Origin of the sequence: Morganella sp. Je.2.23, from assembly GCF_051129855.1 — a bacterium.
Taxonomy (GTDB): Bacteria; Pseudomonadota; Gammaproteobacteria; order Enterobacterales; family Enterobacteriaceae; genus Morganella; species Morganella sibonii.
In genome coordinates this window covers 71,691-87,541 of the sequence record NZ_JBCPSQ010000001.1, presented here as the reverse complement: position 1 = coordinate 87,541, position 15,851 = coordinate 71,691, and the positions used below count along the sequence as shown (strand labels likewise).

The window sequence follows — 15,851 nt, the reverse complement described above, 5'->3', positions numbered from 1 at the left end:
CAAAAACTGATTGAATACACACAATGCTTTTCCGTGTTGCGGGTATTGTTTCACTGAAAACAGCGGATTGAGAAAATGTCGACGAGTAAAAAACTGTACATAAAAACCTGGGGCTGTCAGATGAATGAGTACGATTCATCCAAAATGGCTGACCTGCTGGAAAGCACCCACGGCTACACTTTAACAGACAATGCCGATGAAGCCGATATTCTCCTGCTTAATACCTGTTCTATCCGTGAAAAAGCGCAGGAAAAAGTCTTTCACCAGCTCGGCCGCTGGAAAAACCTCAAGGATGTGAATCCGGACATTATTATCGGTGTCGGGGGCTGTGTGGCCTCCCAGGAAGGGGATTTTATCCGCCGCCGCGCACCAGCCGTGGACATTGTCTTCGGCCCGCAGACACTGCACCGCCTGCCGGAGATGATTAACAAACTCCGGGGCGACCGCAGCCCGATTGTGGACATCAGCTTCCCGGAAATCGAGAAATTTGACCGCCTGCCGGAACCGCGTGCAGAAGGCCCGTCCGCCTTTGTCTCCATCATGGAAGGCTGCAATAAATACTGTACGTTCTGCGTGGTGCCGTATACCCGTGGTGAGGAAGTCAGCCGTCCGTGTGATGATGTGCTGTTTGAAATCGCACAGTTAGCCGCTCAGGGCGTGCGTGAAGTGAACCTGCTCGGCCAGAACGTGAATGCTTACCGCGGCCCGGCGTTTGACGGCAGCATCTGCAGTTTTGCCGAGCTGATCCGTCTGGTGGCCGCCATTGACGGTATCGACCGCATCCGCTTCACCACCAGCCACCCGATTGAATTCACCGATGATATTATCGCTGTTTATGAAGATACCCCGGAACTGGTCAGCTTCCTGCACCTGCCGGTACAGAGCGGCTCAGACCGTATTCTGACCCAGATGAAGCGTGCTCATACCGCGCTGGAATACAAATCCATTATCCGCAAACTGCGCAAAGCACGTCCGGATATCCTGATAAGCTCTGACTTTATCGTCGGCTTCCCGGGAGAAACCAATGACGACTTCGAAAAAACCATGCAGCTGATTGCCGATGTGAATTTCGATATGAGCTTCAGTTTTATCTACTCCCCGCGTCCGGGAACCCCGGCGGCTGACCTGCCGGATGACGTGACCGAAGACGAGAAAAAACAGCGCCTGTACCTGTTACAGCAGCGGATTAACCAGCAGGCGATGAGCTACAGCCGTCAGATGCTCGGCACCACTCAGCGCATTCTGGTAGAGGGCCCGTCCCGCAAAGACGTTATGGAGTTATCCGGACGCACCGAAAATAACCGCGTGGTGAACTTTGAGGGCACCCCGGACATGATCGGCAAGTTTGTGGATGTCGAAATTACCGATGTCTATACCAACTCACTGCGCGGCAGCGTGATCCGGACAGAAGATCGGATGAACCTGCGTGTTCACGAAACCCCGGAATCCGTCATTGCCCGCACCCGTAAAGAAGACGAACTGGGTGTCGGCATCTACCAGCCAACCGTACACTAACTAAAACCCGTCACGCGCAGATCTCTCTGCGCGTGAGCATACACAGAGAGATTCAGTGACAGAAACCTATACATCACCTTCACAGGTAGCAACACAGGAAATTTTCCTCGAACCCGCCGAAAATCAGCGTCTGCAAAGCCTCTGCGGTCCCTTCGACGATAACATCAAACTGCTCGAGCGCCGCCTCGGCACCGAAATCAGCCGCCGCGACAACCGCTTCCGGCTGACCGGCAAACCGCACTGTGTCAAAGCCGCAGCGGCGATCCTGCGCCAGCTCTATGTGGAAACCGCACCGGTACGCGGCGTGATCCGCGATATCGACCCGGAACAAGTTCACCTCGCCGTGGCAGAGAGCCGTGTTCTGGAACAGAGCGACGAACATGTGCCGGATTACGGCAAGTCCGTCAATATCAAAACCAAACGTGGTGTGGTTAAACCGCGTACGCCAAACCAGGCGCAGTATATCGCCCACATTCTCGATCACGATATCACCTTTGGTATCGGCCCTGCCGGGACCGGGAAGACCTATCTGGCCGTGGCTGCCGCTGTTGATGCCCTGGAGCGTCAGGAAATCCGCCGCATTCTGCTGACCCGCCCTGCCGTTGAGGCCGGTGAGAAGCTCGGATTCCTGCCCGGCGATCTCAGCCAGAAAGTCGATCCGTATCTGCGTCCGCTGTATGACGCGCTGTTTGAAATGCTCGGCTTTGAGAAAGTGGAAAAGCTGATTGAGCGCAACGTGATTGAAGTCGCACCGCTGGCCTATATGCGCGGCCGGACACTGAACGACGCCTTTATCATTCTCGATGAAAGCCAGAACACCACCATCGAACAGATGAAAATGTTTCTGACCCGTATCGGTTTCAACTCCAAAGCGGTCATCACCGGGGATATCACCCAGATCGACCTGCCGAACGGCAACAAATCCGGTCTGCGTCACGCCATTGAGGTGCTGGCGGATGTACCGGAGCTGAGCTTTAACTTCTTCCACAGTGAAGATGTGGTACGGCATCCTATCGTGGCAAAAGTGGTGATTGCCTATGAAGCGTGGGAAGCCGCAGAACAGAAACGCAAACAAATGCTGAAGCAGCAGCGTGATGCCGAACGTGCGCAGGCGCAGCAGGAACAATCCCATGAGTAATCCGGTTCTTGATTTACAAATCGTCTGTGAAAACACAAACAATCTGCCTTCTGAGGCACAGTTTCAGCGCTGGATTGACGGCGTGCTGCCGATGTTTCAGGAAGAGAGTGAAGTGACTATCCGCCTGGTGGATGAAGCAGAAAGCCATGAGCTGAATCTGACTTACCGCGGCATGGACAAACCGACCAACGTGCTCTCTTTCCCGTTCGAAGCACCGCCGGAAATTGAACTGCCGCTGCTGGGTGATTTGATTATCTGCCGCCAGGTGGTGGAACGCGAAGCCGCCGAACAGGAAAAAACCGAAGAGGAGCACTGGGCACACATGGTTGTCCACGGATGCCTGCATTTGCTGGGTTATGACCACATCGAAGACGATGAAGCGGAAGAAATGGAAGGTCTTGAAACGGAAATCTTAAAAAAATTAGGCTATTCTGATCCGTATATCACAGAAAAAGCGTAGTCAGCGATGCCGTTTTTATGCTACATAATACGGCATCTTTCATTAAATCGGGGAATGTAAAAAAACCGCCATGAGCGACGACCATCCATCGGGTAGTGATACACCGAACCAGAAAAAGGGTTTCTTTTCTCTGCTGCGCCAGCAACTGTTCCACGGCGAGCCAAAAAGCCGTGAAGACCTCGTTGAGGTTATCCGTGATTCCGAACAAAATGCACTGATCGATCCTGACACCCGCGACATGCTCGAAGGGGTGATGGATATTTCCGATCAGCGTGTCCGTGACATCATGATCCCGCGGTCACAAATTGTGACACTCAAGCGCAATCAGACACTCGACGAGTGCCTGGATGTCATTATTGACTCTGCCCACTCCCGCTTTCCGGTGATCAGCGAAGATAAAGATCACATTGAAGGCCTGCTGATGGCAAAAGATTTACTGCCGTTTATGCGCAGTGATTCCGAAGAGTTCAGTATTGATAAAGTCCTGCGCCAGGCGGTTGTTGTGCCGGAAAGTAAGCGTGTTGACCGTCTGCTTAAAGAGTTCCGCTCCCAGCGCTACCACATGGCGATTGTGATCGATGAATTCGGCGGCGTATCCGGACTTGTCACTATCGAAGACATTCTGGAATTAATCGTCGGTGAAATTGAGGATGAATATGATGATGAGGATGACGTGGATATCCGTCAGCTCAGTCTGCACTCCTATTCTGTCCGCGCCCTCACCCAGATAGAAGATTTTAACGACGCATTCGGCACCCGCTTCAGCGATGAAGAGGTGGATACTGTCGGCGGGCTGGTGATGCAGGCCTTCGGCCATCTGCCGACCCGGGGTGAAACCATTGAGATTGACAACTATCAGTTCAAAGTTGCGATGGCGGACAGTCGTAAAATTATCCAGTTACATGTTAAGATTCCGGACGATGCTCCTATCCCGTCTTTGGATGAAGATAATCTGACATGATGAAATCACCTCAGGGTTTACGCCAGTGGCCGCGTCTGCTGCTGGCACTGATTTTCGGGGCCGGCGGAACGCTGGCCTTTTCGCCTTTTGATCTCTGGTTTTTCGCGCTGCCCGCGCTCACAGCGCTGCTGCTGCTGACACTGAACCGGACCGGCAAACAGGCATGTGCTATCGGTTTCGCCTGGGGGCTGGGGTTATTCGGCAGCGGCGTAAACTGGGTATATGTCAGTATCGCGGATTTCGGCGGTATGCCGGAAGTTGCCAACCTGTTTCTTGTCGTATTGCTGGCTGCCTATCTGGCGCTCTATCCGATGCTGTTTGCCGGTCTGCTGGCCAAATGCTTTCCGCATGCCACCGTCTGGCGTCTGGTGATTGCCGCTCCGGCACTCTGGCAGCTCACTGAATTTTTACGCGGCTGGGTGCTGACCGGCTTCCCGTGGCTGGAGTTCGGCTACACTCAGATTGACGGCCCGATGCGTGCACTCGCACCGCTCCTGGGCGTCAATGCCATCACTTTCCTGCTGATGGTGATAAGCGGCCTGATTGCCCTGACGCTCTCACGACGCCGAGCCTGGCCGCTGGTTCCCGCACTGGTGCTGTTGTTTGCGCCGTGGCTTGCACGTAACTACCAATGGTATCAGATGAATAATGACCCGACTCAGGTCGCACTGGTGCAGGGAAATATCGCGCAGTCCCTGAAATGGGAACCGGGCATGCTGGATAAAACGCTGGGTATCTATCTTCAGGAGAGCCGTCCTTACTTCCGCCCTGACACGCTGATTATCTGGCCTGAATCTGCCATTCCTGATTTTGCCGCCAGTCAGTCCGCGTTCCTGGATCAGCTCAACGGCCTGCTGACACTCAGCGGTGCACAGCTTATTACCGGTGTGGTGGATGCCGTTCCTAAAGCAGACGGCAAAGAATACGATGTTTACAACACACTGATTGTGCTGGGTAATAAGAGCGAATACGACAGCCGGGACAAAAACCGCTATTACAAACATCACTTAGTGCCGTTCGGGGAATTTGTCCCGCTGGCAGATTTGCTGCGCCCGCTGGCGCCGTTCTTTAATCTGCCGATGTCCGCTTTCAGCCGCGGGGATTATGTCCAGCCACCGCTGACCGCCGGAAAAATGACGCTGACCGCCGAGATCTGCTATGAAGTGATCCTGGGTGAGCAGGTACGCCGCAATATGACCGATAAAACCGGCGTACTGCTGACCGCCTCCAATGATGCCTGGTTCGGCCGTTCCATCGGTCCGTGGCAGCATTTCCAGATGGCACGGATGCGTGCGCTGGAGCTGGGACGCCCGCTGCTGCGCGCCACCAATAACGGCATCACCGCGATTATTGCGCCGGACGGTTCAGTCACCGCGCAGTTACCGCAGTTCACACAGGCCACTCTGAGTGCCACCATTACCTCGGCATCCGGTTTTACACCGTATTACCGCATGGGAACATGGCCGGTCTGGGGTGCCACCGTTATCTTCCTCGGTCTGGCACTGATAAAACGCAGAAAGACCACCGAGCGCGGTTTGCATTTTCGCTGATACGAAGCACTTACGCAGATAAAAAAATCCCGCCGTGATTACTCACCGGCGGGATTTTTCATTTCAGACGGATTATTTCGCCAGCCACAACCGGGCCATCATACCCAACTGGCTGGTCCAGCCGCTGGTGTAGCTGACTATCTCCCCTTTGTGATAAATCACAAAGGTTGGCGTGACATTCACACCCCAGAGCTGTGAGATACGCCCATCCGGGTCGTTAATCACCGGAAAATGGTAACCTTTTGCCGCCATCCCTTTCGCCAGCCGGTCATCGTCACCGGAGCGGATAGCAACCGTCACCACATTGTAACCGGACTCAGACAGATCGCTGACTGATGGCGAGGTCAGTTTGCAGATCCCGCACCAGGATGCCCAGAAGTAGACCAGTAACGGTTTTTCCGCACTCATCTGCGCAATGGACACCGGTGTGCCGTCAGTCAGTGTCAGTGAAGGCACCGTGTTTAAATCCGGTGCCTCCGGTTTGCGCCAGTAGTCCATCGCCTGTGACGCAATAAATAAAATCACCAGCAGCAGGAGAAATTCCTTTCCCCATCTGCGCAGTAACCGCATTATTTAACCTTAGCCAGCTGTTCCTTAATGACAGATTCCAGCTGTGCATCATCCACGGCACCCGGCAGCATCACATCACCAATCAGCGTAGCAGGGGTTCCCTGAACACCTAATTGCTCTGCCAGCATCATATTCATACGCATGGTATTCATACTGTTGTCAGTGACTTTCACATCATCCGCTTTCGCAGTTTTCAGCGCGCTGTTGATATCATCCTGAGTCAGTGCGGTTTTCTTCTGCATCAGACGGCTGTGCAGTGGTGCAAAGGCTTCCGGCTTGGTTTCCCATACAGAGAGTGCCGCGCGGCTGGCGTTCAGGGAGCTTTCCCCTTTGAACGGCAGCAGTTTGAAGACAACCGCCACGTCAGGATATTTTTTCACCACTGCTTCCAGCTGCGGATCAAAACGTTTGCAGTACGGACAGTTATAATCGGTGAAAGACACAATGGTCAGTTTCGGCGATTTTGAGCCGATACGCGGTGTATATTTATCATTGAACAGCGCGTCAGCATTGGCTTTCACGGCATCTTTCATCTGTGCGCTCTGTTTTTCGGTCTGTTTCTGCTGAAGCGCCATAATCGCCTCTTCCAGAATTTCCGGGTTTTTAACCAGCGTGTCACGAACCAATACGCGCACCTGCGCTTCCTGGTCAGCGGTGAGAGCGGCCGCGTGAACTGTGGCTGTAAAGATAAGCGGAGCAATCATTAAAGCCGCGAGTGTTTTTTTCATGGTTCAATTCCTTGTGACTGATTTAACAGATGTAAGAGAGTTTCTTTATCCAGTAATGGTGACAATATTTCACCTTCAGGTAAAGCAGGGCCGTAAATCTGGTTAAACGGTACCGCCAGATGCCCGCGCTTTTGTAAAAACGCATTAATATCCGGCGACGGTTTTGTCCAGTCCCCGCGCAGTGCGACAACATCCGGTTCACGGAGGGCATCCTGAACATCATCGCGTAATAATACATTGTATTTGTTTGCTTTGCAGGTCACACACCATTCAGCGGTTACGTCCACAAAGACCCGTTTCCCCTGCGAAAGTGCGGTGGTCACCGCCTCTTCCGTCAGTGGCTGCCACTCCACCTGATCACTGACCAGGCTCTGCTGCCGGTCATCCGTCATATTGATACCGGCCCAGACACCACCCGCTATCAGCAGCGCCACCAGTGCAGCTGCGCCCCGCTTAATGCCGGCGCGGCGGAAAGCCAGCAGCGCCAATACCAGCAGCACAACCCCCACCATCACCGCAGCCGTTTCCGGCCCGGTGTGCGGGATAAGCAGACTAATCAGCCACAGCGCCGTAATAAACATCATGGCACCCAGTACCAGACGCAGGCCGTTCATCCAGCGGCCGGGCTTCGGCAGTGCTTTTGCGATCCCCGGAAACGCGGCAATCAGCAGCCACGGCAGGCTCATTCCGATCCCCAGTGCGGTAAATATCATCCACAACTGAGAATACGGCGCCACCAGGGCAAATGCGACCGCCGTACCGAGAAACGGTGCGGTACAGGGCGTCGCCAGCAGGGTGGCGAACATACCTTCCATAAAGTGGCCGCGCATTCCTTTACCGCCTGCAGTCGCCAGTTTTGTGGTTGCGTTACTGCTCAGGCGGATGGAAAAGACACCGAATAAATTGGCGCTGAACAGTAATGTCACCACCACCATAAAACCGAGGAACCACGGATTCTGGAACTGAATTCCCCAGCCGACAGCACTTTGTGTCAGACGCAGTACCGACACCAGTGCCGCGAGGATCCAGAAAGAGACCATAATACCGGAGGAGGAAACCAGAAACTGTGTGCGGATCATCCGCCGTTCGCGGTTTTCCACATACAGCACAGCGCCGAGTTTCATGGCCAGCACCGGCAGAACACACGGCATAACATTGAGGATGAGTCCGCCGATCAGGGCAAACAGCAACAGCATAATAAAGGATGTATCACTGCCGGATGTCGCGGCGATATCCGGACCGCTGCCGATCACTGTTGTCAGTGCCTGTGCCGCCGGGCCGTCAGTTACCACTACTGACAGCGGTTTTCCGTTCAGATCGGACGGCACTTCCCCCCAGTCATCCGTTACGTTAACGGTAGCCGTGAGGTTATCGCCGGAAAGGGTAAATGACGGGGCGGCAAAAATGGTTTCCTTATCGGCATTAAAGAACAACTGCGGCTGCTGCCAGCCTCCCGGACGGTGCAGCGCCATTGTCAGTGTTCCGCCGTTCACACGGCTGCTGCCGATGGTGATATCACCGCCGGTCTGCGGAACCTGCTGCATGGCCATCGCATACTGCCGGTCAAAATCGTCCGGTGCCGGTTCTGAGGTGTCCAGTGAGACCGGATAATCGGTCAGGATACAGACATTACTGCATGTGGATAAGGTCAGCGTTCCGCTGAGTAACGGCAGTGCCTGATCCGCAGTGACTTCCAGCGGAAATACCACACTGCCGCCGTAACCCTGGGTGGAAAGCCCTGCGACGTCAAAACGCTGAGGTGCGGGCCAGAACCACTGTGTGGCAGCCGTTTTTTCCTGCCATGTCAGTTCAGGCGCAACGCCCCCTTCCCCCGGTGACTGCCAGTAGGTTTTCCAGCCCGGTTGTAATTCAACAGCCAGCAGCAGACGTAACTTTCCGTCCTGCCATTGATCTGATGTGACTCTGACACGGGCATGATCATTGTGCGGCATCTCAGTCCAGCCGGTATCAGCTGCATGCACAGAAGTCAGCGCGGACAAAAACAGCACAAACGCTGTTAATACAAAACGCATAATATTTTTCATCTCCGAATTAAGCAAAAAACCCGACAATATAAAGATTGCCGGTTGCTAATCCCTCATGACACAAAAATGGAGATGCCTGCGCAGCCGCATCGGCGGGATATGCTGACGCCATGAGCGCGAACGGTAACGAACAGGGACAATAACCGCCGTCATGACGAAGAAAAGAAGAGCGAAAAAGAGAGGTTCGGCCGGAAACTGCGGCACCGTACTCAGCGATTTGGCGCTGATATCACAGGTGCTGCCGGGCTGAGTACTCCCGGTTTCCGTATCACTGAACGACGCCGGGGTGATAAGATCAGCAGACGTGCTCAGACTGATGCGCGGTGCACCAGACATCCGTTGTGTCAGACACAACATGATAAAGAAGAATGTGAAAAACAGCAGCAGATAACCCTGCCTGCGTTGCTTCAGCATAGCCCGCTCCCCGATAGTTACCGCCTATCTTACACAGCCTGTGATTTCAGACAACCGGATAACCATAACTTTACACAGTCAGCCGGAATAAAATGTTAACACGGTACAGCCGGATTGTTACAACCGCAGATTATGGCACGACTGCATTTCACTGCCGTAAAAGCCCCTCACCTGACAGTAAAAAACACTATTAACAGGTTAATAAAACAATAAAAACCAGCATATAAAACTACACCACACCAAAATACCCTGATTTAATGTGAATGCGCGTTTCACGTGTAACTTGCACATCTTTATCGGACAGAGTGAGAGGGATCTCCCGATTTAAAACAAATTAACTTCCATTTATTAACAATAGTGTTCTATTTTTAACAATACAAACACAAGAGCAACACACGTCCTTATACCGTTCCCGAAAAGGAGTTGTTTATGCGCAAGTTAGTTTTGTCTGTACTGGTCACCGGAGCCGCGCTTGCCAGTGCGGCAGTTTCTGCTGAAGAGCTGACCGGTACACTGAAAAAAATCAATGATAACGGCGTGATTATCGTCGGTCACCGCGAGTCCTCCGTCCCTTTCTCTTATTATGATAACCAGCAAAACGTGGTCGGGTATTCCCAGGATTACTCCAACCATATTGTTGATGCCGTGAAAAAGACGCTGAACAAGCCGGATTTACAGGTCAAGCTGATCCCGGTCACTTCTCAGAACCGTATCCCGCTGTTACAGAACGGCACTTTCGATTTTGAGTGCGGCTCCACCACCAACAATCTCGCCCGCCAGCAGCAGGCAGCCTTCTCCAACACCATTTTTGTGGTCGGTACCCGTCTGCTGACCGGTAAAGATTCCGGTGTTAAAGACTTTGCCGATCTCGCCGGGAAAAACGTAGTGGTTACTTCGGGTACCACCTCTGAAATGCTGCTCAACAAACTCAATGATGAGAAGCAGATGAAGATGCGCATTATCAGCGCCAAAGATCACGGGGATGCCTTCCGTACTCTGGAGTCCGGCCGTGCTGTCGCCTTTATGATGGATGATGCCCTGCTGGCCGGTGAACGCGCCAAAGCGAAAAAACCGGATAACTGGGTGATCGTCGGCACACCGCAATCCGAAGAAGCCTACGGTTGTATGCTGCGCAAAGATGATCCGCAGTTTAAAGCCCTGATCGATAAAACAGTTTCTGATGCACAAACCTCCGGTGACGCTGAAGAATCCTATAACCGCTGGTTCAAACAGCCGATTCCGCCTAAGAACCTCAACCTGAACTTTGAATTGTCCGGTGAAATGAAAGGCCTGTTCAAAGCACCGAACGACAAAGCCTTTGAATAACCTCTGCGGCGGCTGACAGCCGGACAGGCTGCGCCGCCCGGACTGAGGATATAACTAAGACCGCCGCGCCCGCGTTCACCACTGACGCGGGCGCGGACGATAAGCCGCAGTCCGCAGCATGTAAATACTCTATCTGTCCGGTAACCACTGGTTATCCGTCTTATACAGGGAGTTCGTTCTTTTACCGGGAGCCGCGCTATGTCAGCTAACTGGGACTGGGGGATATTTTTTCAGCCCGCCCCCTTCGGCAACACCACTTACCTCGGCTGGATTCTGTCCGGCCTGAAGGTCACGGTAATGCTGTCAATCTGTGCCTGGATTATCGCCTTTCTGGTGGGATCTCTGTTCGGTATCCTCCGTACGGTGCCGAATAAATTTCTTTCCTCTCTCGGCACCATTTATGTGGAAATTTTCCGTAATGTGCCGCTGATCGTCCAGTTTTTCACCTGGTATCTGGTGATCCCTGAATTCCTGCCGCCGTCTCTGCGCGACTGGTTTAAAATGGATCTCGACCCGAATATCCAGTTCTTTATTTCCTCCACCCTCTGTCTGGGACTGTTTACCGCAGCCCGTATGACCGAACAGGTTCGTGCCGCCATTCAGTCACTGCCGCGCGGCCAGAAAGCGGCCGGGCTGGCGATGGGGCTGACACTGCCGCAGACTTACCGTTATGTCCTGTTGCCGAATGCTTACCGCGTGATTATTCCGCCGATGACATCCGAAATGCTCAACCTGGTGAAAAACTCCGCGATTGCCTCCACCATCGGGCTGGTCGATATGGCCGCTCAGGCCGGTAAATTGCTGGATTATTCCGCCAGAGCCTATGAGTCCTTTACAGCGATAACCCTCGCTTATGTCGGCATTAACGTCATTATTATGCTGGCCATGCATTTACTGGAAAAACGGGTGCGTCTGCCCGGGACAGGAGGCCGCTGATGTATGAATTTGACTGGAGTTCGGTGATGCCGGGCATGCCGTTTCTGTTAGACGGACTGGTTATTACGGCGAAAATCACCATTACGGCGATTGTTATCGGCATCCTGTGGGGTACCATTCTGGCGATGATGCGTCTGTCATCCATCAAAATCGTGAGCTGGCTGGCTGCACTCTATGTGAACGCCTTCCGTTCCGTTCCGCTGGTGATGGTGCTGTTGTGGTTTTATCTGATTGTGCCTAACTTAGTCCAAAATGTTCTTGGTATATCACCAAAAACAGATATCCGTCTGATCTCAGCTATGGTAGCGTTTTCCCTGTTTGAAGCTGCGTATTATGCTGAAATTATCCGCGCCGGTATCCAGAGTGTGTCACGGGGACAAACATCCGCCTCACTCGCCCTGGGTATGACCAAAATGCAGACCATGCGTCTGGTGGTTCTGCCGCAGGCATTCCGCGCGATGATCCCGCTGCTGCTGACCCAGGGTATTGTCCTGTTCCAGGATACCTCGCTGGTGTATGTGCTCAGCCTGACCGATTTCTTCCGCACCGCCAGCAATATCGGCGAGCGCGACGGAACGCAAATCGAGATGGTGCTGTTTGCGGGTGCGGTTTATTTTGTTATCAGCTTTGCGGCGTCAATGCTGGTTAATTATCTCAAGAGAAGGACTGTGTCATGATCTCCCTGAAAAATATCTCCAAATGGTACGGTCAGTTCCGTGTCTTAACCGACTGCTCGACCGACGTCAAAAAAGGGGAAGTGGTTGTGGTGTGCGGCCCGTCCGGCTCCGGTAAATCCACACTGATAAAAACCGTTAACGGCCTGGAACCGGTACAGGAAGGCGAAATTTTCGTCAATGATATACAGGTGAATAATAAACGTACCGATCTGGCAAAACTGCGCTCTAAAGTCGGCATGGTATTCCAGCACTTTGAGCTGTTTCCGCACCTCTCCATCGTGGAAAACCTGACTCTGGCACAGGTAAAAGTGCTGGGCCGCAGTAAAACCGCCGCCAGAGAAAAGGGACTGAAACTGCTGGAGCGGGTGGGATTATCCGGCCACGCGGATAAGTTTCCGTCCCAGTTATCCGGCGGACAGCAGCAGCGTGTGGCTATCGCCCGCGCCCTGTGTATGGATCCTGTCGCGATGCTGTTCGACGAACCGACCTCTGCCCTCGACCCGGAAATGATCAACGAAGTGCTGGATGTTATGGTTGAACTGGCACACGAAGGCATGACGATGATGGTGGTGACCCACGAAATGGGCTTTGCCCGTAAAGTGGCCGATCGCGTGATTTTCATGGACGAAGGAAAAATCATCGAGGACAGTAAAAAAGAGGATTTCTTTGCCAATCCGAAATCCGATCGCGCCAAAGATTTTCTGGCCAAAATTCTGCACTGATGTTCTGACCGGCCGGTTACAGACCGGCCTTTCTTCTTCTCTTTATCATTCCCCTGCTTTTTTCATCCCTTTACGACCTTAACTGTTGTTCCCTCAGGGGCATATCGGCTATGCTTACGGGTCAGATATTAACAAAACCATATATTATTATGCTGTCCGTCCGGTCTGGTCGTCAGTCCGTGTCCGGCAGTTCATCACCACAGGAATACCGGTGCCATGCAAGAACAATATCGTCCCGAAGACATAGAGCAACAAGTCCAGAGTCACTGGCAGGAAAAACAAACATTTAAAGTGACTGAAGATAACAGTAAAGAAAAATACTACTGCCTGTCTATGCTGCCATACCCTTCAGGACGACTACACATGGGCCACGTGCGTAACTACACCCTGGGTGATGTGATGTCACGTTACCAGCGTATGCTGGGTAAAAACGTCTTACAGCCAATCGGCTGGGATGCGTTCGGTCTGCCTGCGGAAGGCGCGGCGGTGAAAAACAACACCGCACCGGCACCGTGGACCTATGCCAATATCGAATACATGAAACAGCAGCTGAAAAAGCTGGGTTTCGCGTACGACTGGGATCGCGAAGTCACCACCTGTACGCCGGAATATTACCGCTGGGAACAGTGGTTCTTCACCAAACTGTATGAAAAAGGTCTGGCGTATAAAAAAACCTCCGCAGTGAACTGGTGTCCGCATGACCTGACCGTTCTCGCGAACGAGCAGGTTATCGATGGCTGCTGCTGGCGTTGTGATACCCCGGTTGAGCGCAAAGAGATCCCGCAATGGTTTATCAAAATCACCGCTTATGCCGAAGAGCTGCTCAATGACCTCGATACGCTGGAAGACTGGCCGGAGCAGGTCAAAACCATGCAGCGCAACTGGATCGGCCGTTCCGAGGGTGTGGAAATCACCTTTGATGTTGCTGACAGCACCGAAAAACTGAGTGTCTACACCACCCGCCCGGATACCTTTATGGGTGTTACTTATCTGGCAGTGGCGGCGGGTCATCCGCTGGCACAGCAGGCGGCACAGAACAATCCTGAGCTGAAAACCTTTATCGATGAGTGCCGTAACACCAAAGTGGCAGAAGCTGAAATGGCCACGATGGAGAAAAAAGGCGTGGCAACGGGAATGTTTGCTATTCACCCGCTGACCGGCGAAAAAATCCAGGTCTGGGCTGCCAACTTCGTTCTGATGGAATACGGCACCGGTGCTGTTATGGCAGTTCCGGCACACGACCAGCGTGACTGGGAATTTGCCACCAAATACGATTTACCGATCAAACCTGTCATTCTGAATGAAGACGGTTCTGAGCCGGATATCAGTGAAGCGGCAATGACCGGCAAAAATACACTGTTCAATTCCGGTGAGTTCGACGGACTGGATTATACCGCCGGTTTCAATGCCATTGCTGACAAACTGGTGGCACTCGGCGTTGGCGAACGCAAAGTGAATTACCGTCTGCGCGACTGGGGTGTTTCCCGTCAGCGTTACTGGGGCGCACCGATCCCGATGGCAACCCTGGAAGACGGCACCGTGGTACCGGTTCCGGAAGATCAGTTACCGGTTATCCTGCCGGAAGATGTGGTCATGGACGGTATCACCAGCCCGATTAAAGCCGATCCGGAGTGGGCAAAAACCACCATCAACGGACAACCTGCCCTGCGTGAAACCGATACCTTCGATACCTTTATGGAATCCTCCTGGTATTATGCGCGCTACTGCTGCCCGGACTACGACAAAGGCATGCTGGACCCGGCTGCGGCCAACTACTGGCTGCCGGTCGATCAGTATATCGGCGGTATCGAACACGCCATTATGCACCTGATGTATTTCCGCTTCTTCCACAAACTGATGCGTGATGCAGGCCTGGTGAACTCAAATGAGCCGGCAAAAAATCTGCTGTGTCAGGGTATGGTACTGGCCGATTCTTTCTACTACACCGATACCGATGGTCACCGCGTGTGGGTTTCCCCGGAAGAAGCCATTCTTGAGCGTGATGATAAAAACCGTATCATCAAGGCAACAGATAAAGAAGGCCGTGAGCTGGTTCACACCGGCATGAGCAAAATGTCAAAATCGAAGAACAACGGCGTTGATCCGCAGATTATGGTGGAAAAATACGGCGCGGATACCGTTCGTCTGTTTATGATGTTTGCGGCACCACCGGAACTGACCCTGGAATGGCAGGAATCCGGCGTGGAAGGTGCAAACCGCTTTATCCGCCGTGTATGGCGTCTGGTGTATGAGCATGTTCAGAAAGGCAAAACCGCACCGCTGGATATCAGCAGCCTGACGCCGGCACAAAAAGATCTGCGCCGTTCCCTGCACAAAACGATTGCCAAAGTCAGCGATGATGCCGGCCGCCGTAAGCAGTTCAACACCGCCATCGCCGCGATTATGGAACTGCTCAACGAGTTACAGCGTGCACCTCAGGAAACAGAACAGGATCGCGCACTGATGCAGGAAGCACTGGATGCCGTTATCCGTATGCTGTCCCCGATTATCCCTCACGCCGGTTTCACCCTGTGGAAAGCACTGGGTCATGAAACCGATGTGGATGATGCACAGTGGCCGGTCGCCAGTGAAGAAGCAATGGTTGACGATACCAAACTGATTGTTATCCAGATCAACGGTAAAGTCCGCGGCCGTATTACGGTTGCCGCAGATGCGGAACAGGATGCGGTCATGGCGCTGGCGTCAGAAGAAGCGAATGTCGCGAAATACCTCGAAGGTGTGAGCGTTCGCAAAGTTATTTATGTGCCGGGTAAATTACTGAACCTGGTCGTCGGTTAATTAAGGAGAT

Annotated in this window: 14 protein-coding genes; 10 read left to right on the top strand and 4 right to left on the bottom strand. The window is 53.0% G+C overall.

Annotation, left to right across the window (positions count from 1 at the left end; genetic code table 11):
• Positions 1-75 precede the first annotated feature (75 nt).
• The 5 genes from miaB (at position 76) to lnt (ending at position 5,624) form a co-directional block, all read left to right on the top strand.
• Positions 76-1,515, top strand: a complete 1,440-nt coding sequence (gene miaB / locus AAZR23_RS00380; RefSeq protein WP_218427677.1) for a tRNA (N6-isopentenyl adenosine(37)-C2)-methylthiotransferase MiaB — start codon at positions 76-78, stop codon at positions 1,513-1,515.
• A 55-nt stretch (positions 1,516-1,570) separates the two neighbouring features.
• Positions 1,571-2,653: a PhoH family protein gene (locus AAZR23_RS00375; protein WP_046893687.1), complete on the top strand. Its 1,083-nt coding sequence runs from the start codon at positions 1,571-1,573 to the stop codon at positions 2,651-2,653.
• On the top strand, positions 2,646-3,113 hold the full coding sequence (ybeY, locus tag AAZR23_RS00370) for an rRNA maturation RNase YbeY (protein WP_434689825.1): 468 nt from the start codon (positions 2,646-2,648) through the stop codon (positions 3,111-3,113). Before AAZR23_RS00375 ends, ybeY begins: the two co-directional genes overlap by 8 nt.
• A 70-nt stretch (positions 3,114-3,183) precedes the next feature.
• Positions 3,184-4,074, top strand: coding sequence for a CNNM family magnesium/cobalt transport protein CorC (corC, locus tag AAZR23_RS00365; protein WP_004235612.1), 891 nt, complete (start codon positions 3,184-3,186; stop codon positions 4,072-4,074).
• On the top strand, positions 4,071-5,624 hold the full coding sequence (lnt, locus tag AAZR23_RS00360) for an apolipoprotein N-acyltransferase (RefSeq protein ID WP_166707220.1): 1,554 nt from the start codon (positions 4,071-4,073) through the stop codon (positions 5,622-5,624). Before corC ends, lnt begins: the two co-directional genes overlap by 4 nt.
• 72 nt (positions 5,625-5,696) lie before the next feature.
• On the opposite strand, the gene AAZR23_RS00355 is transcribed toward lnt, so the two are convergent.
• From AAZR23_RS00355 to AAZR23_RS00340, 4 genes are read right to left on the bottom strand one after another with little or no spacing between them, the layout of a single operon-like run.
• The gene (locus AAZR23_RS00355) at positions 5,697-6,194 is read right to left on the bottom strand and encodes a protein disulfide oxidoreductase (RefSeq protein WP_046893684.1); all 498 of its coding nucleotides are present in this window, start codon (positions 6,192-6,194) and stop codon (positions 5,697-5,699) included.
• Positions 6,194-6,922 carry a DsbA family protein gene (locus AAZR23_RS00350; protein ID WP_434689821.1) on the bottom strand — a complete coding sequence of 243 codons (729 nt, stop codon included), beginning with the start codon at positions 6,920-6,922 and terminating at the stop codon, positions 6,194-6,196. The genes AAZR23_RS00355 and AAZR23_RS00350 overlap by 1 nt, the downstream gene beginning before the upstream one ends.
• Positions 6,919-8,955 (bottom strand): protein-disulfide reductase DsbD family protein, encoded by a 2,037-nt coding sequence (locus AAZR23_RS00345; protein WP_434689818.1) that lies wholly within the window; start codon positions 8,953-8,955, stop codon positions 6,919-6,921. The genes AAZR23_RS00350 and AAZR23_RS00345 overlap by 4 nt, the downstream gene beginning before the upstream one ends.
• A gap of 57 nt (positions 8,956-9,012) precedes the next feature.
• The gene (locus AAZR23_RS00340; RefSeq protein WP_046893682.1) at positions 9,013-9,381 is read right to left on the bottom strand and encodes a hypothetical protein; all 369 of its coding nucleotides are present in this window, start codon (positions 9,379-9,381) and stop codon (positions 9,013-9,015) included.
• A 423-nt stretch (positions 9,382-9,804) separates the two neighbouring features.
• On the opposite strand from AAZR23_RS00340, the gene AAZR23_RS00335 reads away from it, so the two are divergent.
• The 5 genes from AAZR23_RS00335 (at position 9,805) to leuS (ending at position 15,841) form a co-directional block, all read left to right on the top strand.
• Positions 9,805-10,707, top strand: coding sequence for a glutamate/aspartate ABC transporter substrate-binding protein (locus tag AAZR23_RS00335; protein ID WP_166707218.1), 903 nt, complete (start codon positions 9,805-9,807; stop codon positions 10,705-10,707).
• 198 nt (positions 10,708-10,905) lie between these two features.
• The gene (locus AAZR23_RS00330; RefSeq protein WP_046893680.1) at positions 10,906-11,643 is read left to right on the top strand and encodes an amino acid ABC transporter permease; all 738 of its coding nucleotides are present in this window, start codon (positions 10,906-10,908) and stop codon (positions 11,641-11,643) included.
• Positions 11,643-12,320 carry a glutamate/aspartate ABC transporter permease GltK gene (gene gltK / locus AAZR23_RS00325; RefSeq protein ID WP_046893679.1) on the top strand — a complete coding sequence of 226 codons (678 nt, stop codon included), beginning with the start codon at positions 11,643-11,645 and terminating at the stop codon, positions 12,318-12,320. Before AAZR23_RS00330 ends, gltK begins: the two co-directional genes overlap by 1 nt.
• Entirely contained in the window at positions 12,317-13,042 is a 726-nt protein-coding gene (locus tag AAZR23_RS00320) for an amino acid ABC transporter ATP-binding protein (protein ID WP_166707217.1), read from the top strand. The genes gltK and AAZR23_RS00320 overlap by 4 nt, the downstream gene beginning before the upstream one ends.
• A gap of 216 nt (positions 13,043-13,258) precedes the next feature.
• Positions 13,259-15,841 (top strand): leucine--tRNA ligase, encoded by a 2,583-nt coding sequence (gene leuS / locus AAZR23_RS00315; RefSeq protein WP_218427668.1) that lies wholly within the window; start codon positions 13,259-13,261, stop codon positions 15,839-15,841.
• Positions 15,842-15,851: the final 10 nt, after the last annotated feature.